23 protein-coding genes and 1 pseudogene are annotated in these 18,495 nt (G+C 35.8%); 6 read left to right on the forward strand and 18 right to left on the reverse strand.

Features of this window, described 5'->3' with window-relative positions:
* The 4 genes from LKE46_RS06535 to LKE46_RS06550 all read right to left on the reverse strand — a co-directional run bounded on the left by LKE46_RS06535 (window position 1) and on the right by LKE46_RS06550 (window position 4,764).
* Window positions 1-960, reverse strand: a complete 960-nt coding sequence (locus tag LKE46_RS06535; RefSeq protein WP_291719566.1) for an RluA family pseudouridine synthase — start codon at window positions 958-960, stop codon at window positions 1-3.
* 40 nt (window positions 961-1,000) lie between these two features.
* Window positions 1,001-2,173 (reverse strand): M20 metallopeptidase family protein, encoded by a 1,173-nt coding sequence (locus LKE46_RS06540; protein ID WP_291719568.1) that lies wholly within the window; start codon window positions 2,171-2,173, stop codon window positions 1,001-1,003.
* A 20-nt stretch (window positions 2,174-2,193) separates the two neighbouring features.
* The gene (locus LKE46_RS06545) at window positions 2,194-4,254 is read right to left on the reverse strand and encodes a cell division protein FtsA (protein ID WP_291719570.1); all 2,061 of its coding nucleotides are present in this window, start codon (window positions 4,252-4,254) and stop codon (window positions 2,194-2,196) included.
* A gap of 201 nt (window positions 4,255-4,455) precedes the next feature.
* Entirely contained in the window at window positions 4,456-4,764 is a 309-nt protein-coding gene (locus tag LKE46_RS06550; protein WP_291719573.1) for a hypothetical protein, read from the reverse strand.
* Window positions 4,765-5,010: 246 nt separating this feature from the next.
* Here LKE46_RS06550 and LKE46_RS06555 point away from each other — a divergent pair, with 246 nt between their 5' ends.
* Window positions 5,011-5,910: an SDR family oxidoreductase gene (locus LKE46_RS06555; RefSeq protein ID WP_291719575.1), complete on the forward strand. Its 900-nt coding sequence runs from the start codon at window positions 5,011-5,013 to the stop codon at window positions 5,908-5,910.
* Window positions 5,911-5,977: 67 nt separating this feature from the next.
* Here the strand turns inward: LKE46_RS06555 and LKE46_RS06560 are convergent, their stop codons facing one another.
* The 4 genes from LKE46_RS06560 to LKE46_RS06575 all read right to left on the reverse strand — a co-directional run bounded on the left by LKE46_RS06560 (window position 5,978) and on the right by LKE46_RS06575 (window position 8,557).
* Window positions 5,978-6,565, reverse strand: coding sequence for a nitroreductase family protein (locus tag LKE46_RS06560; protein ID WP_291719577.1), 588 nt, complete (start codon window positions 6,563-6,565; stop codon window positions 5,978-5,980).
* A 42-nt stretch (window positions 6,566-6,607) separates the two neighbouring features.
* Window positions 6,608-7,144, reverse strand: coding sequence for a flavin reductase family protein (locus LKE46_RS06565; protein WP_291719579.1), 537 nt, complete (start codon window positions 7,142-7,144; stop codon window positions 6,608-6,610).
* 97 nt (window positions 7,145-7,241) lie between these two features.
* Complete coding sequence (locus tag LKE46_RS06570) at window positions 7,242-7,895, reverse strand: flavodoxin family protein (RefSeq protein ID WP_291719582.1); 654 nt, start codon at window positions 7,893-7,895, stop codon at window positions 7,242-7,244.
* Window positions 7,896-7,930: 35 nt separating this feature from the next.
* Window positions 7,931-8,557 carry a flavodoxin family protein gene (locus LKE46_RS06575; protein WP_291719584.1) on the reverse strand — a complete coding sequence of 209 codons (627 nt, stop codon included), beginning with the start codon at window positions 8,555-8,557 and terminating at the stop codon, window positions 7,931-7,933.
* A 165-nt stretch (window positions 8,558-8,722) separates the two neighbouring features.
* Here LKE46_RS06575 and LKE46_RS06580 point away from each other — a divergent pair, with 165 nt between their 5' ends.
* Window positions 8,723-9,142: a MerR family transcriptional regulator gene (locus tag LKE46_RS06580; protein ID WP_291719585.1), complete on the forward strand. Its 420-nt coding sequence runs from the start codon at window positions 8,723-8,725 to the stop codon at window positions 9,140-9,142.
* Window positions 9,143-9,180: 38 nt separating this feature from the next.
* On the opposite strand, the pseudogene LKE46_RS06585 reads toward LKE46_RS06580, so the two are convergent.
* Window positions 9,181-9,729: pseudogene (locus LKE46_RS06585) on the reverse strand (DUF1287 domain-containing protein).
* 40 nt (window positions 9,730-9,769) lie between these two features.
* Window positions 9,770-10,144, reverse strand: a complete 375-nt coding sequence (locus LKE46_RS06590) for a MerR family transcriptional regulator (RefSeq protein ID WP_291725599.1) — start codon at window positions 10,142-10,144, stop codon at window positions 9,770-9,772.
* 80 nt (window positions 10,145-10,224) lie between these two features.
* Here LKE46_RS06590 and LKE46_RS06595 point away from each other — a divergent pair, with 80 nt between their 5' ends.
* Both LKE46_RS06595 and LKE46_RS06600 read left to right on the forward strand, forming a co-directional pair.
* Window positions 10,225-10,599: a carboxymuconolactone decarboxylase family protein gene (locus tag LKE46_RS06595; protein ID WP_291719587.1), complete on the forward strand. Its 375-nt coding sequence runs from the start codon at window positions 10,225-10,227 to the stop codon at window positions 10,597-10,599.
* Between the two features lie 181 nt (window positions 10,600-10,780).
* Window positions 10,781-11,338, forward strand: coding sequence for a prolyl-tRNA synthetase associated domain-containing protein (locus LKE46_RS06600; protein WP_291719589.1), 558 nt, complete (start codon window positions 10,781-10,783; stop codon window positions 11,336-11,338).
* Here the strand turns inward: LKE46_RS06600 and LKE46_RS06605 are convergent, their stop codons facing one another.
* From LKE46_RS06605 to LKE46_RS06615, 3 genes are all read right to left on the reverse strand, one after another.
* Window positions 11,339-12,187, reverse strand: a complete 849-nt coding sequence (locus LKE46_RS06605; protein WP_291719591.1) for a DUF1129 family protein — start codon at window positions 12,185-12,187, stop codon at window positions 11,339-11,341. It lies immediately after the preceding gene.
* The gene (locus LKE46_RS06610; RefSeq protein WP_291719593.1) at window positions 12,180-12,518 is read right to left on the reverse strand and encodes a PadR family transcriptional regulator; all 339 of its coding nucleotides are present in this window, start codon (window positions 12,516-12,518) and stop codon (window positions 12,180-12,182) included. The genes LKE46_RS06605 and LKE46_RS06610 overlap by 8 nt, the downstream gene beginning before the upstream one ends.
* Window positions 12,519-12,637: 119 nt before the next feature.
* A complete protein-coding gene (locus tag LKE46_RS06615) occupies window positions 12,638-13,849 on the reverse strand; it encodes an APC family permease (protein WP_291719595.1) in 1,212 nt (403 codons plus the stop codon).
* 174 nt (window positions 13,850-14,023) lie between these two features.
* Here LKE46_RS06615 and LKE46_RS06620 point away from each other — a divergent pair, with 174 nt between their 5' ends.
* The gene (locus LKE46_RS06620; protein ID WP_291719597.1) at window positions 14,024-14,899 is read left to right on the forward strand and encodes a LysR family transcriptional regulator; all 876 of its coding nucleotides are present in this window, start codon (window positions 14,024-14,026) and stop codon (window positions 14,897-14,899) included.
* Window positions 14,900-14,953: 54 nt separating this feature from the next.
* Here LKE46_RS06620 and LKE46_RS06625 read toward each other — a convergent pair whose 3' ends face one another.
* From LKE46_RS06625 to LKE46_RS06635, 3 genes are all read right to left on the reverse strand, one after another.
* Window positions 14,954-15,481 carry a nitroreductase family protein gene (locus LKE46_RS06625; protein WP_291719599.1) on the reverse strand — a complete coding sequence of 176 codons (528 nt, stop codon included), beginning with the start codon at window positions 15,479-15,481 and terminating at the stop codon, window positions 14,954-14,956.
* Window positions 15,482-15,486: 5 nt separating this feature from the next.
* Window positions 15,487-16,530 (reverse strand): NADH:flavin oxidoreductase, encoded by a 1,044-nt coding sequence (locus tag LKE46_RS06630; protein ID WP_291719601.1) that lies wholly within the window; start codon window positions 16,528-16,530, stop codon window positions 15,487-15,489.
* Window positions 16,531-16,724: 194 nt separating this feature from the next.
* The gene (locus tag LKE46_RS06635; RefSeq protein ID WP_291719604.1) at window positions 16,725-17,258 is read right to left on the reverse strand and encodes an NAD(P)H-dependent oxidoreductase; all 534 of its coding nucleotides are present in this window, start codon (window positions 17,256-17,258) and stop codon (window positions 16,725-16,727) included.
* Window positions 17,259-17,431: 173 nt separating this feature from the next.
* On the opposite strand from LKE46_RS06635, the gene LKE46_RS06640 reads away from it, so the two are divergent.
* The gene (locus LKE46_RS06640) at window positions 17,432-17,779 is read left to right on the forward strand and encodes a winged helix-turn-helix transcriptional regulator (protein ID WP_291719606.1); all 348 of its coding nucleotides are present in this window, start codon (window positions 17,432-17,434) and stop codon (window positions 17,777-17,779) included.
* Window positions 17,780-17,899: 120 nt separating this feature from the next.
* Here LKE46_RS06640 and LKE46_RS06645 read toward each other — a convergent pair whose 3' ends face one another.
* On the reverse strand, window positions 17,900-18,079 hold the full coding sequence (locus tag LKE46_RS06645; protein WP_291719608.1) for a hypothetical protein: 180 nt from the start codon (window positions 18,077-18,079) through the stop codon (window positions 17,900-17,902).
* 45 nt (window positions 18,080-18,124) lie between these two features.
* Window positions 18,125-18,334 carry a helix-turn-helix transcriptional regulator gene (locus tag LKE46_RS06650; RefSeq protein ID WP_291719610.1) on the reverse strand — a complete coding sequence of 70 codons (210 nt, stop codon included), beginning with the start codon at window positions 18,332-18,334 and terminating at the stop codon, window positions 18,125-18,127.
* Window positions 18,335-18,495: the final 161 nt, after the last annotated feature.

The raw sequence follows: 18,495 nt of genomic DNA on the forward strand, positions 1-18,495 counted from the left end.
TTAAAATTTTTCGAATATGTCATTTTTTATCTTTTTGAGCACAGGCGGAAGTGCTGCAGTAACGGTTCTGCCTTTCATATAATCAAGCTTCCCGCTGCAATTTTTAAAATACAATTTATGTGCATACAAGTATTGATAACTCAAATTGTATTTATTGTTGAAAAAACTGTTCAGGTTTGGATTCCCATATTTGGGATCTCCTATAATTGGATTTCCGAGATAGGCCAGATGTGTTCTCAACTGATGACTCCTGCCGGTAAGTAAATTCAATTCCAGGAAAGAATAAAGTCCGCAATTTTTCATGGTTTTAACTTCCATGGATATTTCCTTTGTATTTTTTCCCGGAGTATCGTATACCGTTGATATGTTTTCATCTTTATCCTTGTGTATGTATGCTGTATACAGGCCATCCTTCAGGCTTCCCTTCACTATGGCACTATAATATTTCTCCACCATTCTCTCACGTATCATTTCATTTAATATTTTAAGCATTTCATAGTTTTTTCCATATATGACCATTCCAGAGGTATTTCTGTCCAGCCTGTTGCATGGTGAAGGCGTAAAAGTAACGGATTCCTCAGGATCATACTCCCCCTTGTCATACAGATAGGACAACACATAATCTGTCAGCGTATAATTGCCGCCTTTATTATCGGCATGTACGAGTACCCCTGGCCATTTTTCCACTATTATCATATTTTCGTCCTCATATACTGTCTTCAGGAATCCGCTTTCTATACCTTTGAATTTACTTTTTTTACTGTTTGAAATAATATATTCTGCATCTACCATATCTCCCTGCTGCAAAAAATATTTTCCCTTTTCCCTTTTACCGTTTACTTTTATGTCCCCCTTTCTTATTGACTTGTATATGGCACCAAGCGGTACATCCTTGAGCCATTTCCTCAAAAATTTGTCCAGTCTTTGTCCCGATTCGTTGACTCCTATTTCTATTTTCATTTACTCACTCCTATAAAATACAAGCAATTACGCAATTAGTTTACCTCAAGAAATTGTACACCGATCTGCACTGAATTGCAACTCCTATTGGAATACAGTTCTCGTCTACATCGAAAAGATTTCCATGTGCAGGATGAACTATGCCCTTGTTTTCATTTCTGCTTCCAAGGTAATAAAAGGCTGCAGGCCTTTCCATTGAAAAATATGCAAAACTTTCAACCCCCATGCTGGGGTTTTCCAGGTTTATTATATTTTGACTTCCTATAATTTCTGAAGCTGCAGAAACTATATCCTTAATGGCAGAATCGTTGTTGTAGAGACATGGGTAGCTCTCCTCTATTTCTATTTCACAGTTTCCCCTCATGGAAGCCACTACTCCCTCTACGACCTCACGAAGTCTCTTTTTTACATAGGACCTGTGTTCCGTTTTCATGGTTCTTATTATTCCGCTCAAAATAACCTCAGATGGAATTATATTCCCGGCAGTTCCACCATGAATAGAACCTATTGTAATAAGTGCACCATCTGTTGGAGGCAGCTCCCTGCTTATTATTTCCTGAAGTGCCAGAATCACATAGCTGCTCATAACTACAGGATCAACGCCTGTGTGCGGTCTTGCTCCATGAGATCCTATTCCATTTATTTTTATGGTAAATGGATTGGAGGCTGCATTTACAACACCATATCTGACTCCTATTTTCCCGACTTCTATATTTTCCTCCACATGTAACCCTATAACTCTATCCACATGTGGATTCTCGAGAACCCCTTCTTTTATCATTACCTTTGCTCCGCCTGTAGTTTCTTCGGCAGGTTCAAAGAACAATTTTACATTTCCATTTAGTTTATCCTTTATACTGTTTAATATTCTAGTCGCACCGAGAAGTATGGTAGTGTGTGCATCATGTCCGCATGCATGCATTTTCCCCTTGACTTTGGATGAATACTGACATTTTTTCATATCCTGGATTGGAAGGGCATCCATATCCGCTCTAAGACCAATGGTTTTATCTCCATTTCCTCTTATTATGGCACATATTCCGGTACCGGCTACTTCTGTATAATCTATACCTTCATTTTTCAAAAATTCTTTTATTTTCCCCTGCGTTCTGAATACATCATAATCAAGTTCAGGATGCATATGAAAGTCTCTTCTGATTTCAATCAACTCGTCTTTTATATCCTGTGCCATTTTCAAAAAGTCAAATTCCATGTATATCCTCCAATACTATATTATTTTTCCCATCCTATTTCTATTATATCTCCCTCGGAAAGTTCATCGTAATATCCTGCATTTCTTCCATTCAAATGAAGATACAATCTGCCCTTTGGGCGAGATAAATCAAACTGTATATGATTGAATACATCTACAAATATATATTTTTCCTTTCCCTTTAAAACTATGGAACTGCCATTTGCAGTCACTGCAATATCATTTTTGATGGTTTTATTGTCATCTTTGTTTTTATTCACTTCCGTATGTTTTACAGGCTCTGTTTCTATAAAATTCTTGTGTTCAATTTTTTCATCCAACGTATCAATGGCTGCTTCTGCAGATATTCTGTACAATCTATCTCCTTCTTTTATTTCATAATCATCCTCCAATCTATTGCCATTCAGGAAATATGCCGCCTCATCGCCATAATCTGCAAAATATTTCTTGTAATCGCCCAAACTTTTAGGTATTATTATTTTCACATCATCATTCTCATGTATAGGACAATCCAGCTCAATCTTCTTGTCATTTAAATATGCTACAGGCTCAAGATTGTCTATTACATCATTTACAAAGAAACTTATTGAATAGGCCTCGCTAATATAATCTACTATCTTGGGATCTGCATCTCTGCCGTTTACAGAATAATTAAGTTCTATATTATCCCCCTCTTTTACTTCCTCATCAATACTCTTTTCAAATCCATTTATAGTTATACTTGCATTGGAACCAAGTGATCCAAATGCCACCCTTTTTATCCCGTTCAGGGTAAATCTTATATTTTTCCCGTTTCTCCCTATAAGAAGCTTTGGATTTATACCTGCCTGCATCATTACGTCCATAATAGTATGTGTATGTGAATTGAACAGACTTATTACATTTCCATTCAACATGACATCTATAAAATCGTGTCCAAGTCTTCTTATTGATACCAGGGCAATTCCAAGTACTGTTACTCCCGTACTTCCAAGAGAATTATCCGTACATACGCATTCCTTTACCGAATCCCTGCCTTTTATAGCTATTCTCTGAAGTGGTATATTCAGATTCTCAGACAGGAACTCCTCAATTTGGGGAGTATGTGCTCCTCCTCCTACGAGGAAAACTGCATTCGGTGGCTTGTCTCCGTTCAAATCTATTATCTTTGAAGCTATTTCCTCCGCTATCTTTTTAATCGTAGGAATCACAAGCTTGACTACTTCGTCACAGGATATTTTATTCTCTATTCCAAGTACATCCACATAGGTTATTTCCTTACCCCCATCATACTGTCTCTTTATCTTTTCTGCCGAATTAAAATCCACAAGATAATTCTGGGCTATAATTTCTGTAACTTCATCTCCAGCTTTAGGAACCATTCCATAGGCACTTATAGTACCATTGCTGCTTATAGCTATATCTGAAGTGCCTGCCCCTATATCTACAAGTGCCAGATTCAAAAGTCTCAAATTTTTTGGAACAGCTGCCTCCATTGCGGCTATAGGCTCCAATGTCAAGCTTATAACCCTCAATCCAACTTTTTTCATGACGGAATATAAACTATCCACTACGGATCTTGGAAGAAATGTTGCAATAATCTCTGCAGATATATCCTCTCCTTTTTGTGACAGCAGATTTCCTATCAAATATCCATTCAAATAATAACTTTTTACGCTGTAGCCTACACAGTACAACTTCCCACCCGTATCCTTCCTGACTTTGTCTTCCGCTGATTTAACCGCTGTCAATTCAAGGCTTCTTATTGTATTTTTGTCTATTTCCCTGTCATATTCAATTTTCATACTTTCCTTCGAAATTACAGTTCTCAAGAACCTGCCTGCAGCAGCTATGACTACATTTTCCATCTTCATGTTCAGGTCTTTTTCTATCTTTTGTTTTATGACATCTACAGTACCTGCCACAAGTTCAACATCATGTATCTGTCCATCTATCATGGCTCTCTCCGTATGTTCAAGGCAGTACTCCGATATTACGTTGAATTTTTTATTCTTGACTATTCCGGCAGTGCCTATTACCGTACGCGTACCTATATCTAATGCAAATATTACATCCTGTGGGTTAAGTTTAGCAGCTTTCATAATATTTACCTCTTTTTATCTTTCTAATGATTTCTATCTTAATAAATATTATAATTAATTATAAAATATTTGTAAACCAATTCCTAATCGTGGAAGCTGTCTGCATACAAAAAACTCTCTAAACCGATCATTGCAAAATTCCAGAATCAGCATAGAGAGTTTTAAATTTTTCAGTCAATCTGTGAAAACATACTCTGAGCATTAACAACATTTTTCTGATATCTTCAAACTTCCCTCGTTTTCATTTATATATGGAAGTCTCTTCAGTATATCATATACGAGTTTTTTACCCGAGCCCTCTTCTTTAAGTATTTCTTCTTCATCAATCTTATTCAGACATACAAGACTGCACCAGAAATCCACAAAATCCTGTTTTGTCAAAAAGTGCGTATCTGAGCCTTCCTTTACTACAAAACCATTTTTAAAATTTTCTACTATATCAATATCCTTTATTTCCCCATTTGATATTACACTACATACATCATCCCATATCTTCTTGAATGCAATCACAATAATTCCTCCTTATAACGTATACAATATATACATAGTATATCATATATTCTGCATAATTAAAATATGTGTACTGAAATCATCTAATAGTATATCATATTTGTAATATTGTTTTTTGTTTACATTTAATTTAATTTATATAATATTTTTACTGTTTACTAGATTAAATATAATGATATTCTTCTTAACATATATAGATGAATATGCATAAATTATAGAAAAAATATTTTTCAGGAGGAATTTCATTTGTTTTTTTCTTATCCTTATTTAAGTTATATAACCCAGTGCAAAAAAGTTCCCATAGCATTTCCACCCCAGCATCAATCTGTTCAACCAGGCCTTGAGTATATAATGAGACCGCAGCCAATATTTGACAATCCTGATTATACAGGCAGCTGTAAGTTAGAGGATAAAATCGCCTTGATTACCGGCGGAGACAGCGGAATCGGGAGAGCCGTATCACTGGCATTTGCCAAAGAAGGTGCCGATATTGTCATAGTATATTTAAATGAACACAAAGATGCAAGAAAGACAAAAGAATTAGTTGAAGCTCAAGGGCGTAGATGCCTTTTAATTGCAGGAGATTTGAGGGAGGAGTTTTTTTGTAAAAAAATAATCGAAGATACCATATCAACATTTGGCAGTCTTGATATTTTAATCAACAATGCCGCAGTACAATTTCCTCAGAAGGGACTTGAAGACATTACTACAGAGCAGTGGGATGATACATTTCATACAAATATATATCCGCTGTTCCATGTAACCAAGGCAGCTTTGCCTTATCTCGGATGTGGGTCCTCAATTATAAATACAACTTCAATTGTAGCTTACCGCGGAAACAGATTATTAATCGACTACTCGGCTACAAAAGGTGCTATTATCAGTTTTACACGTTCGTTGGCTCTCTCACTTGTCTCAAAGGGAATCCGTGTCAACGGCGTGGCTCCGGGCCCTATCTGGACACCTCTGCAGCCTGCAAGTTATCCAGCAGATTATATAGCAACTTTCGGAACAAATACTCCCATGAAAAGAGCCGGTCAGCCCGTAGAACTCGCACCTACTTACGTATACCTGGCATCAGATGATTCCACTTATGTTACCGGCCAAATTCTACATGTAAATGGTGGAGACTATATAGGTTCATGAATATCCATCATTTATAGTTTAAACAGGCCATATGCTTGAATTAATATTCACCATATGGCCTTGAAATTTATTTAACATAAGTAACGATATTGCCTGTTCTTTTAAGAGGTTCCATCTCTGACATCCGGGAATATCCAAGCGCAAGTCCTCCACAGATTGTTTCATTTTCTTTTAAACCCAGTTTCATTATATATTCACGGATATACTTATTATCATCAAGCCAGTGGAGCTGATTTATCCAGCAAGAGCCTATACTTAAAGATGCTGCCGCCAGCATCATGTTTTCCAGTGCAACCGAGCAGTCTGCCATCGCATTGCCATATTCTTTTTGGTTTGCAGCTACAATCAATGTAGGGGCATTGTATATAAAATCATAGCCTCCCTTTCTCGAAGCTAAAATTGAGTTCTTTATACTCTTGTAGGTATTTTCTTCAATCTCCATTTTTGCAAATTCTCTTTCCACCAGCAATTTCAGTTTCTGAAGTCTCTCTCTATTTTGTATTACGATAAAATGACTTGTTTGATTATTTCCCCCGCTTGGAGCAAAACGACCGGCTTCAATAATTAGAGAAAGTTTTTCATCCGGGACCTGTTCCTTTCCATATTTACGTATACTTCTGCGTTTATTAATGACCTCCAGCACTTGATTTTCCATAAGATCAACCTCCGATATTTAAAATCACAATGTTTCTTTATACTATTCAATAATGTATGCACTAACAATCTCTCCATAATAAGCAATATGAAAATCCTTGTTTGCGCCATGAAACAAGCTATCGACATCCTGGGGATAAAATATTTTCTTATTTTCTTCTGAAATTGCAGCACTATCTTGTCTTTGCTTATATATAACTTTACACTCAAGTGTTAGGGGAAGCTCCTTAATAGCAGGAACAGAAATATTATCAGGTGCTTCAAGTGTTAAATTAAGTTCTTTGATCTTATCAATTTCACGGCCAGATTTTGCTCCACAGATTTTTAATATATTTTTGTCAAAATCACCATATGGTATATTTATTGTAAATTCAGGATTCTTTTCAAGTTGATGTTTTGTAAAACGATTTTCTCTGACAAAAGCTATAAAAACCGGTTTTGCCCATTTAATTCCAAGTGTACCCCATCCAATAGTCATAGAGTTAACTTTATCATCCGTCTTTGTAGTCAATAAAACACCTGTTTTGACTGCATTTATAATTTCATTGGCATAGTCAAATACTTTAATTTGCTTTTTCATAATGCTATCCCTCCATAAAATTTTGTTATTTATATGATATTATAGTATAAATGAAAATAAATCCCAAAGTAAAATATATTAATTTATTTTCAATAATCTATATACTAGCTTGTTCTACAAATCTTACTCCCATATCAAAGGCAGCTTTACAATCTCTGGGAAATTGTTCCTTCCTCACTTTGGCTTTTTTATTTTCGTCAAACAATGTGGCATTATATTTCGAATAATCATCAAATTGATATGTGTCATTAACAGTTAATGATTCACATATACCAAAAATTCTTTCCATATCCTCTTCCATAAATCTAAGATTTTCCCTATATCTAAATTTTTTCATTTGTTCGTTGGTTACGTTCATAGTATAAATAAATCCTGTTGATATTTTTCTTCCAAAAATACTGGAATGATTTTTATCGTATTTTAAATATGGGAATATAAGTCTTTCTAAAAATGATTTCATAACTCCCGTAATTCCTTGAAGATAAATTGGTGAACCAAGAATAATTGCATCGGCTTTTTCAGCTTTTTGAAGAACAGATGTCAAATCGTCATTAAACCCGCATCTACCATGATTTATTCCATTTTTTATTTTACAGGCGAAACAACTTACACAGCCTTTGTAATTCAATTCATAAAGATGTATAAGTTCTGTTTCGGCACCTTTTGAAGCTGCTCCCTCAAGTGCTTTATTAAGAAGAGTAGCAGTGTTCTTATTTTTCCTTGGGCTTCCGTTAACAGCGATTACTTTCATAAACTTTTCCTCCTAGAATATTTTCACATAACAAATTATCTAATAAAATTTGTCATAATGCGATTTTCATCATCAGGCAAAGGAAATTTCTCCTTTCCATTATTGATTACTTTGAGAAGCCAGGCCATGGCTCTTGCATTTTTACGAAGTGTCTGTATGCCCTCATCATCCTTCATGACCTCACCTTTATCCATGCCATAGGCTGATGTCCAATATTGAGACGGTGGTAAAATCGTTTCCGCAAGATTGAGATAGTTGTTCAATTGATGTACTACATCCACACCACCTGCACGTCTGACAACCGAAATTGAAGTTGCCACTTTAAACTTGAAATAACCTGAACTAGTATAAAAAATCCTGTCCAAGAAAGATTTCATGGTCCCCGCAATTCCGGCATAATAAGTAGGTGATGCCAAAATAAATCCATCTGCCCATCTCATCTTTTCTGCTGCCTCATTGACAATATCCTTCTTAAAAACACATCTGTTTTTCTCTGAAGTCGAACAGTACCCACATCCTATGCATCCATGGATATCCAAATGTCCAATTTGAATAATTTCCACTTCTATATTTTGCTTTTGCAACTCATCTGCCATTACATTTAAAGCCTGACTTGTATTTCCGCCTTTTCGCGGACTTCCGTTGATAGCTACAACCTTCATAATTCAACCTTCTTTCAAATATTCATCATTATTACAACTATAAACCTTTTAGGTAACTGTAAGTCAATAGTATACAACAAAAAAATTTATTTATTCTTGCATTTGCCTTAGAGTTAACTATAAGATGTATAATAATAAAATAGAATATGATTTGAGGTGATTAATTTGGAATACACTATTTCCCAGGCAGCCAAAAAAATGAATTTAACCACATATACATTAAGATATTATGACCGGGAAGGATTGCTGCCTTCTATCAAAAGAAACGAATGGGGAAACCGCATTTTTACCCCAGATGACTTGGAAATGCTTTCTGTGGTCTGTTGTCTGAAAAATACAGGAATGAGCATAAAAGATATAAAAAAGTTTACAGACTGGCAGAATCAAGGAAATTATACACTACATGCCCGTAATGACATGCTCCTAAGACACAAAGAAAATGTACTAAAACAAATAGACTCCTTAAAGAAAAATCTCCATTTAATTGACCGTAAACTCAGCTACTACCAAAATGCCTGCAATGCTTATGATTCAGGTTTGCCTGTTCCTCATTGCTGCAGCTGTGAAGAGAAAATTTCGGATTAAAAATCGGACTAAAGATGGTGTCTATCTTTTATATATGATTACTTAGGGAATCTAAAATGACCTGTTATTCTGGGCATCCAGTACATAATTTCATCACCTTCTCTGGCATAGGGCGGCGTACTATGTATTATATATGGGATGCCATCTGATCTCCTTTTATCGGAAACTATCGCTATGTGTTCAGTGTGATCAAAAGTCAAGATATCCCCCGGCTGCCACTGTCTTAAGTTTTCAAAATCATTAGGTTTCAGCTTGGTAGTAATACCGGCTGAATGATTTTTAAAATAAACATAGAGAACAGATACTCTTCTGAAGTCTATATTTGAATCCGGTCTGCTCTGAATTGCCTTATAGTTTCCAGGATTCTCCCTCATATCCTCATCCACCATATCCTTGAGATTATACCCTGCATCCTTAAAAGCCCTCTAGACCAGGTCGGTACACACCCCTTCATCTTCCGGAGGGTATCCGCCCAAATAATAACCTGACTTATATTTTACTTTCTTGTCTGCTTCTTTTCTCGCTCCAAAAAGTATATCCTCCTGATCCTTTATGCCATCTCCGTCTTTATCCGAATTTTCAAACACTATTGTTTTCCTTAGTTTTTCATTAATTGTCTCATGTTTCTCATTTATCAACCTCTTGCTCCTTAATTTTTTCTTTATAAATGCCAATTTTTTGCTCCAAATGCAGTATATTATCCTCTATATTGCTTTTTTGAATATGCAGTCTATCCATCTGCTTTTCCAACAGTTTCAAGCGCTCTTTCAAAGTGGTATCTCCCATATATCGAAGCTTGGAATAATATTGGATTTGTTTAATCGGCATATTTGTATCTTTTAATCTAAATATAAAATTGAGCCATGATATATCTCTTTCACAATATATCCGCCTATTGATCCCATCTCTCTTGGGATGGATCAAGCCAATTTTTTCATAATATCGTAACGTATCAATACTTAATCCAACTTTTTTAGAAAATTCTCCAATATGGTAATTCAAATATATACACCTGCCTATTGACATGGAGTTAACTCCAGCATGTAACATAATCTTATCAAACACAAGGAGGTAATTCAACCATGAAAAGTCGTTATGAACTAGGAATAAATAAACTAAGTGAAGTTGACGGAACAGGAGGCACAGAAGTAGTAGAATCACTTAATGATATTGCCCCGGATCTAGGAAAATATATTATAGAGTTTGCTTTCGGCGATATTTATACCAGGCCGTCATTGGATTTAAAACAGAGAGAACTGGTTACCCTATCTACACTTGCGGCACTAGGCGGATGTGAAAAACAATTAGATGTTCATATTAACGGAGCATTAAATGTGGGAATATCAAAGAAGGAAATAATTGAAGTTTTTATACAGTGTATTCCTTATATCGGATTTCCAAAAGTATTAAATGCCGTTTCAGCTGCAAAGGATGTTTTCCTGAGTAGAGATCTATAAAATAATCACTGAGCACCGTAACATTCATATTTGAATTCTACGGTGCTCTTTAGTGTTTCAAACAAATAGTATAATTTTAAATTTTCCATAAAGCTGCTTTAAGCAATAGTAGTATAAATGATATAATGAGTATGGAATAAGTAAAGAAATTAACCAAGTAAAAGAGAGGTTTAATTAACTAATGTCAAAAATATATATCGATCCAACTATTTATACTACAAAACCATCCGGTTCTCGATTATCCAAGGAAATGGCAGTTTACAATTTGCTGGAAAAGCTTGATATACCCTATATTCGTATAGATCATGATGCAACAGCAAGTATCGATGACTGCCACGATGTAGATAAGCTTTTGGACATTACCATCTGTAAAAATTTATTTTTATGCAATAGCCGGAAAAACAATTTTTATCTGCTTATGATATCAGGAAACAAAAGATTTAAAGCAAAGGAATTATCTTCACAGATTCAATCTTCCCGTCTCTCATTTGCACCAGCAGAATATATGGAAAAATATCTTGATATCACACCAGGATCCGTGAGTGTTATGGGACTTATGAACGATACAGGACATAAAGTACGACTTTTAATCGATGAAGATGTAATAAAGGAAGAATATCTGGGATGTCATCCCTGTATTAATACTTCAAGCCTTAAAATTATGACAAAAAACATTATAGATAAATTTCTTCCTTATACAGGGCATTCTCCTGAATATGTAAAGTTAACAGGAGAATAACTATCCTTTCTTTTCCCTAAGGCACAAATAAGTCAATCCCCAGAAAATAATAAATCCAAAGCCGGTCAACACTGCCGAGGTAATTTTTCCATTACTGCTTGACATCCAGTTTTCCGTCATGGGCAGCCTTGAAGCAATTCCAATAAGGCCTGAAATCCATACAAAAGGTAGAAAAGGCCACCACATCCGCCCATCCTGTTTACTGTGGATAAGTACCAGAACAACACTTCCAATAAGCAGCATAGATATTATTAAAATTGCCGGTATATTTGACAAATGCAGTGTAAACAGAGGGGGAATAAATCTCTCAATCAATATAAATGAACCAATAATCAGAGAACATATTAGCCACGTAAACAGGAAGGATGCAACTTTCCCTTTAATGATTTTTGTATAGATACTCCTGTGTATTATAAAAAATACAATTCCCACAAATAAAAAGCTCAACATGCCATATATAATCAATACGAGAAGATTTATTCCCTTATCTGGAGAAGTCAATGCACCCAGAAGTTCAAAAAAGGAGCTGATGCCAAAAACAAGGCCTACCAATTTCAATGTTTCTTTCCTGCTTGCTTTGCCAAGATTGTGAATCAATTCATCCACCGCCAGCTGAGGCCTTTTCCCAAAGAATTCTTCAGCAGATTGTCCATCCTCCTGAGCAGAAATTATATCCTGCAAAATCTGCAGCAACAAGTTTTCTATCTCACAATCATCATAAAATAGTCCGGCACTGCGGATGTATACCAGGAGTTGTTCATAATACTCCTTATTTTCATCCGTTAATTTTTTTCGTAATTGATTATTCGTTTCAATAGCTTTTTTTACAGAATTATTTTGTTTATTCATCCAATTTTTCTCCTTTTAAACTTATCAGATCATCAACCTTTGACACCAAATCCTTCCACTGTTCAATAAAATCCCTGCAGTGAGCCTTCCCCTCCGGGGTTATACAATAATATCTTCTATCGGGGCCTTCCGGGGAAGGTTTTATCATACTGGAAAGATAACCTTGCTTCTCTAATTTTTGCAGCAGCGGATATACGGTACCAGCAACTATTTCCTTAAACCCGTGTTTTTTTAGCAGCTGAATCATCTCATATCCGTATACCTGATTCTCTAAAACAATCAAAAGCACGCATCCTTCCAGCACACCCTTCAAGAGCTGAGTCTGCTTCAAATTATCCCTCCTACCTCATCTATTGTGCAATGCATATTAGTGCTGATATTATTATATATTAATTCATCTATTATGTAAAGCATAATAGATGAAAAAGTATTATCCTCAAGCAATAAATATTATGATACAATTTTATTAGTATATATAGATAAAAGTATCACTGAAATTAGAAGTAAAAGACTCCATAACGCTGCTTTAAGCAATAATAGCACAAATGATATGATGAGTATGAAAATCGCAATTTTCAGCTTGATATTGTGCAGCAGCTTAAATCCAGCAGCTAATCCAATTATTGCATTGGATAGGAAAAATACATTGGCACAGGTTATAATTTTATCCAGATTTATAAAGTCTGCAGCAGACAGAGATAAGACTACAAAATGTATACATACAAGTGTTATGATAGCATTAATGGGACTTCCATATCTGTTTACATATGACAGATATGCAGGCAGTTTATTGTTTGCCCCACGCTGTGCACTCATTCTTGAAACTCCCCCGACTACCATAAGGTAGGTGCACATGCATAATCCTGATGCAGCAACAGTGATTACAGGCAAAGAAAACGAGCCAAACAGAGGCGTCATGATTGCCAGTATATCGTGATTACCGGCAGACACATTTTGTATGGAAAGGGCAATAATAATATATAAGCTGATAATTACTATTAAGCTTACAGTCATTGCTTCAACAAGCGTTTTTTTAGGATTTTTTATATCTTCAATATAGCTGCCTACAATTTCCCATCCTATGATTGCCCAAAATAAAATCAGGAGAGTATATTCAAATTTGGAAATGGAAAAGGAGGTTTGATGTACATGTACATTTGAAGCAAAAATCAGTGTATACATACCTCCGCAAAATAGTAGTACAGCTGTAAATCCCGTTAAGATTAAAGTGAATTTTCCCAGGGCTTTTACTCCATACATAAGAATTATGGTACATATGATTTCCATTCCAACTGCGATTATCTCCACCTTTATATTTGAAAAAAGGCTAAAGTTTTTTAAAAATTCTGAAGCTGTAATCAAAACTGCTGTAGGGCCAAAACAAACTGCCGCTGTGAGAAAATTTGAAGTCAGTTCTCGAAAAAAACCTCCGAAAGCATTTCCAACTGCAATTGCAACGCCTTCATTTCCAGGACTTTTCAAACTCAAGAATATAAAAACATAGGCAAATATAACACCAAGCAGCATTATAATAATCCAGGCAGCTACTGCCCATCTCCCGACCAGCTTGTAGGCAATGGGCGGCAGCAGTATTATTCCCGATCCCAGTACCGAGCCTGATATGAGGCCGGAAAGTGTTATTGTTCCAATATTTTTACTCATATTTTACCTCCTATCTTTTTTTAATTTGATTACAGCCGGCTGTGCTTTTTTAAAAATTCAATCAAAAATTCATTGAATTTCCAATGGATTTATATTAGCATAAGATTAACTATTAATAAAATTGAATTATTTGAAAATACAATTCGATTTTATTGAAGTGATTGGAGGTATATTATGGAGTTTAGAAATCTGATAACATTTTCAGAAATTGCCCATTTGAAAAGTTACACCAGGGCAGCAGAGGAATTGGGATATGCCCAGTCCACTATTACAACCCAGATTAAACTTTTGGAGGAGGCGCTTGGTGTAAAACTGTTTGAAAAAATCGGAAGAAAAATACACCTTACTTTAAAAGGCCAAGTATTTCTCAAATATACAGAAAACATAATAAGTCTTACAGAGGAGGCAATAGAAGCAGTGGGTGGCATAGGTATTCCCTGTGGAATTTTAAGAATAGGAATTGTGGAGTCCCTGTGTACTATGAGGCTTCCAGAACTACTTAAAAACTATCATATGAAATATCCTGAAGTAGAGATCATAATTAAAGTTGGAGTTTGTTCGGATTTAAGAAGTATGCTCAAAAACAATATAGTTGATCTTGCATTCATTCTGGATAAAAAAACTGTTGATCCGGATTTGATATGCTGTGTATCCTGCAATGAACCCATGATATTTCTGGCCTCTCCAGTAAACAGACTTGCCGGCAAAAGACAGGTTACAATGGAGGATATTAAAGATGAGCCTTTGATTGTAACAGAAAAGGGCTGCAGCTACAGAAATATTTTTGAGAAAATGTTTCAAAAATCAGGTCTAAAACCTAATATAGCTTTGGAAGTTGGAAGTATTGAAGCAATTAAAAGTTTTACCATGAGTAATCTTGGAATAACCCTGCTTCCCGTTATGACTGTAGAGAAAGAAATTCAAAATGGACGACTTGTGGGGTTTGATCTGGATGGATGTGAATTTAATATGGCAACACAAATACTATACCACAAGAATAAGTGTCTAACAGCTGCAATGAGAGCTTTTATATCAGAGGCTAAAGGTTAAGTACTCAATACTTGGAGCCAGCAGGCAATATCAACTTGACTGCTGGCTCTAATTTCACTGAGTATTAAAAGTATTGTGGACCACAGTTTTCGCTAGATCAAAGCGCTTATTGTGATTAGGATTTGGAATACTTATCTCATTTAGGTAGCCAATCGGCAGTACCACAACCGGAACGATATTCTCTGGCATAAAAAAAGCTGTCTTTGCTTTTTCAGGATCAAAATGGCCAACCCATGTGCTTCCTAATCCAAGATTGGCTGCTTCTAGTATAATATGGGTAGCTACAATACTTGCATCCACAATTCCCATATCCTGATTGTCAAATGTCCTTTTCCAACTGGTTATTTTATCATAACAAACAATTAAAGCTAATGGAGCATCAAATGTAAATGGAGTACAGACTTTTAGTTTGTCCATATCTTCCTTTGTATTCAGAACAAGGATTCTTTGTGGCTGATTATTACATGCTGTGGGAGCAAGCCTACCAGCCTCCAGAATCAAGTCCACTTTTTCTTGTTCTACTTGTTTTGTATCAAAATTCCGAACCGAATAGCGTTTCTTAGCCAACTCTAAAAAATCCATTATTCTCACCTTTCACTTTCCGCCGCTTTTGTCGCCTGGCGTTTTAGCAGCAGCCGTGCAGGACATTTTTCACCATTTGTAAACCACTGGCAGTTACCGCATTCAAAGCACGGCTTGTAGTCCATATTTCCAATGGAGTGCTTTACAAACGCACCATCGGCTAAAAACGGCTTTCCATATGCAGCAAAATCACAGCAACCATTTTCAATAAGCTTGTTTCCTCTTCCAAGCGTCTTAATGTCATTCACTACAATTATAGGGACACCTACATGCTTTTTTACATGACATCCAGTATAAACTACATCATTGTATTCAAAGGACTGAGGCAGTTCCAATTTCCGATCTTCCGGGATGCCGGTGGATACATGGAGCATGTCAATTCCAATTTTCTCCAGAAGCTGAGCAGTTTGTACATCAGTATCCAGGCTGTCACACCATCCCATTCGATAGGATACGATGAAGTTGTCCCCGGCAAAACTTTTGATTCCCTCAATGATCTCCTTTGCCAAAGTCAATCTGCCAAAAAGATCGCCGCCATAAATATCCTGACGTCTATTAGAACAGACCGAGGACATCATGTTCAGGAAAAAAGTATGGGCTCCATGCATCTCTATCCCATCCAGTCCGGCCTTTTTACAAATTTCTGCGGCATGGATAAATTTGTCCCGTATTTTGATTAAATCCTGTGTTGTCAAGCTGTTGACGTCTTTCATAAAATTGTCATAAAATGCATAACCTGGCATACCGAGTTGTGCAAAAAAACAGCTTCCGTTCCTATGTCCGGCTTCAGCCATCTTGTGGAGATAACCGATATGATCCTCTGAATAGGCGCCGGCTCCACCTGCAGTTTTTGCATCGGGCGATACACAAAGCACCTGACTTATCATCAAGCCTATGTCTTTGTCTGCCCGCTCCAAATATTCCTGCAACAACTTTTCACCCATGATTCCATTCTTGCAAGAAAAGCCAAAGCGAACCATAGGAGCCATCACAATCCTATTTGTAAAATGGACATCTTTTACTTGAAGTGGAGAAAAAATATTCGACATAATATCGACCCCCTAAGTCTTGCACCTATAATTATATTTTTTATTATAATCGTTGTAACAGAAAAAGGAAGTACGCACTTTTAAGTGTGATACTTACAATAAGCAGAGTATAGACTGAAAGAATACATGTCGAAACAATCAAGCTTCATTTCTAAATACACTTTTTATCATAGGAGACAACTGAAAGCCTGGAATCATGTATTATATTTTAAAATATACTCAACATAATCTTTTGCACTCTGATCTACTTCATCATCCGTAGCCTGAAATGAAGAACCGAAGAATGCAAAATGAGGTAGTACAATAGCACCTACATGATTAGCAGATGCCTTAAAGGGTGTAATCACTTCATCAACAGTAAATCCTACAGAACCGGTATGAGAGTAATTTTCCCTTTTGTCACCAATGGACAGAGCCAGTCCGAATTTTTTGCCTTCCAGTTTGTGCCCATTTGAACCGTAAGCCCAACCGTGGGTAAACACATCATCCAACCACTTTTTTAGCAGCGGCGGATAACTATACCAATATACCGGAAATTGAAAAATAATATAATTGTGTATATCTAACAACCCCTGCTCTTTTTCAACATCAATTTTCCAATCCGGATAGTCTCTGTAGAGTTCATGGATTTCAATATCATCAGGATATTTGACCAATTCCTGCTTCCAGATTTTATTTACCCTCGAATTTTCAATGTCCGGGTGAGTTAAAATTACAAGAGCTTTCATATAATTATCAGTCCTTTCTTTACCAACAAATATGCAATATTGGTTTCATATTTATTATCAACTCCAAATTCAAAAATGTAAATACGCACAATAAAGTAAGCAAGATACTAACTTTTAGGTATGTATAACAATTGCTTGCACAGACATGCTAAAATAATAGTGGAGGCGATACTGTGAAACAATATAATTTGGGAATCGAAGCAACACTTGAAATTCTAGGTGGCAAGTGGAAGGCTTTAATAGTATGTTTGTTGATGTCCGGTCCAAAGAGAACCAGCGAATTGCAACGGCTAATTCCTACCGTATCCGAGAAAGTTCTAATACAACAGCTCCGTAATTTAGAACGGGACGGAATCGTTGGAAAAACAAGATATAACCAAATGCCCCCGAAAGTTGAATACTATATCACCGAATATGGAAAAACTGCAAATAAGATCATTGACATTATGTGTCAATGGGGACGAAAAAATATTGAAATACGTAAACAACACGGTGAAGATGTATGCTTGTTAGATAAATAGAATTAAGAAATATTTCATTGTAATCATGACATGAAGAATAAAAAAGCCATTCCTTAACAAATACTCCATATATTAAATTCCAATAAATCAACCTAGCAGTAGATTTATTGGAATTTATCTTTATAACTCCAATTTCTTAATATCATATCCCCTGGCTTTTACCCGTCTTACAATGGCAACGTTACGTTCATCTTTTCTGTCAATTTCCATCTGCTTTTTAATGTCAGTATAATCCTTTATAGCTCTGCGACGGCAGAATTTTAAGTATTCCATAAGGTTCAATAATAACCGTCTTGACAAGATATACTCCTATGCTCACCAACTACAGTCATGACATAATAAATGCTATTTTTCATTCTCCTCCCCCTCATAAATAAAAATATCTTCAATACTCATGTTAAAATATCTTGCTATTTTAAAAGCCAGTATTATTGATGGATTATATCTGCCATTTTCAAGAGACCCTATTGTCTGCCTCGATACTTCAAGAGCCGCCGCCAGATCTTCCTGTTTTAACCCATGTTTCTTTCGTATTTCTTCCAGCCGGTTTTTCACATTTTAATCCTCCTTATGGAAAGCAAGCTTTCCATATATCAAGTATACCAAAATCCACTTGAATGTCAAATAAACTTTCCATGAAGTCTTTGTGGCTAATTTAATTTTTTAAATTAATTTCGATTTTTTTACAATTTATAGAGGAAATTTTAAATTATTGT

Source organism: Clostridium sp. (assembly GCF_022482905.1).
Lineage (GTDB): Bacteria > Bacillota > Clostridia > Clostridiales > Clostridiaceae > Clostridium_B.

Coding starts and splice junctions, on each gene's coding strand:
- LKE46_RS06535 (WP_291719566.1), bottom strand. CDS start 960: ATGAAAATAGAAATAGGAGTCAACGAATCGGGACAAAGACTGGACAAA.
- LKE46_RS06540 (WP_291719568.1), bottom strand. CDS start 2,173: ATGGAATTTGACTTTTTGAAAATGGCACAGGATATAAAAGACGAGTTG.
- LKE46_RS06545 (WP_291719570.1), bottom strand. CDS start 4,254: ATGAAAGCTGCTAAACTTAACCCACAGGATGTAATATTTGCATTAGAT.
- LKE46_RS06560 (WP_291719577.1), bottom strand. CDS start 6,565: ATGGAAAATCAAGTGCTGGAGGTCATTAATAAACGCAGAAGTATACGT.
- LKE46_RS06565 (WP_291719579.1), bottom strand. CDS start 7,144: ATGAAAAAGCAAATTAAAGTATTTGACTATGCCAATGAAATTATAAAT.
- LKE46_RS06570 (WP_291719582.1), bottom strand. CDS start 7,895: ATGAAAGTAATCGCTGTTAACGGAAGCCCAAGGAAAAATAAGAACACT.
- LKE46_RS06575 (WP_291719584.1), bottom strand. CDS start 8,557: ATGAAGGTTGTAGCTATCAACGGAAGTCCGCGAAAAGGCGGAAATACA.
- LKE46_RS06595 (WP_291719587.1), top strand. CDS start 10,225: ATGAAAAGTCGTTATGAACTAGGAATAAATAAACTAAGTGAAGTTGAC.
- LKE46_RS06600 (WP_291719589.1), top strand. CDS start 10,781: ATGTCAAAAATATATATCGATCCAACTATTTATACTACAAAACCATCC.
- LKE46_RS06605 (WP_291719591.1), bottom strand. CDS start 12,187: ATGAATAAACAAAATAATTCTGTAAAAAAAGCTATTGAAACGAATAAT.
- LKE46_RS06615 (WP_291719595.1), bottom strand. CDS start 13,849: ATGAGTAAAAATATTGGAACAATAACACTTTCCGGCCTCATATCAGGC.
- LKE46_RS06620 (WP_291719597.1), top strand. CDS start 14,024: ATGGAGTTTAGAAATCTGATAACATTTTCAGAAATTGCCCATTTGAAA.
- LKE46_RS06625 (WP_291719599.1), bottom strand. CDS start 15,481: ATGGATTTTTTAGAGTTGGCTAAGAAACGCTATTCGGTTCGGAATTTT.
- LKE46_RS06630 (WP_291719601.1), bottom strand. CDS start 16,530: ATGTCGAATATTTTTTCTCCACTTCAAGTAAAAGATGTCCATTTTACA.
- LKE46_RS06635 (WP_291719604.1), bottom strand. CDS start 17,258: ATGAAAGCTCTTGTAATTTTAACTCACCCGGACATTGAAAATTCGAGG.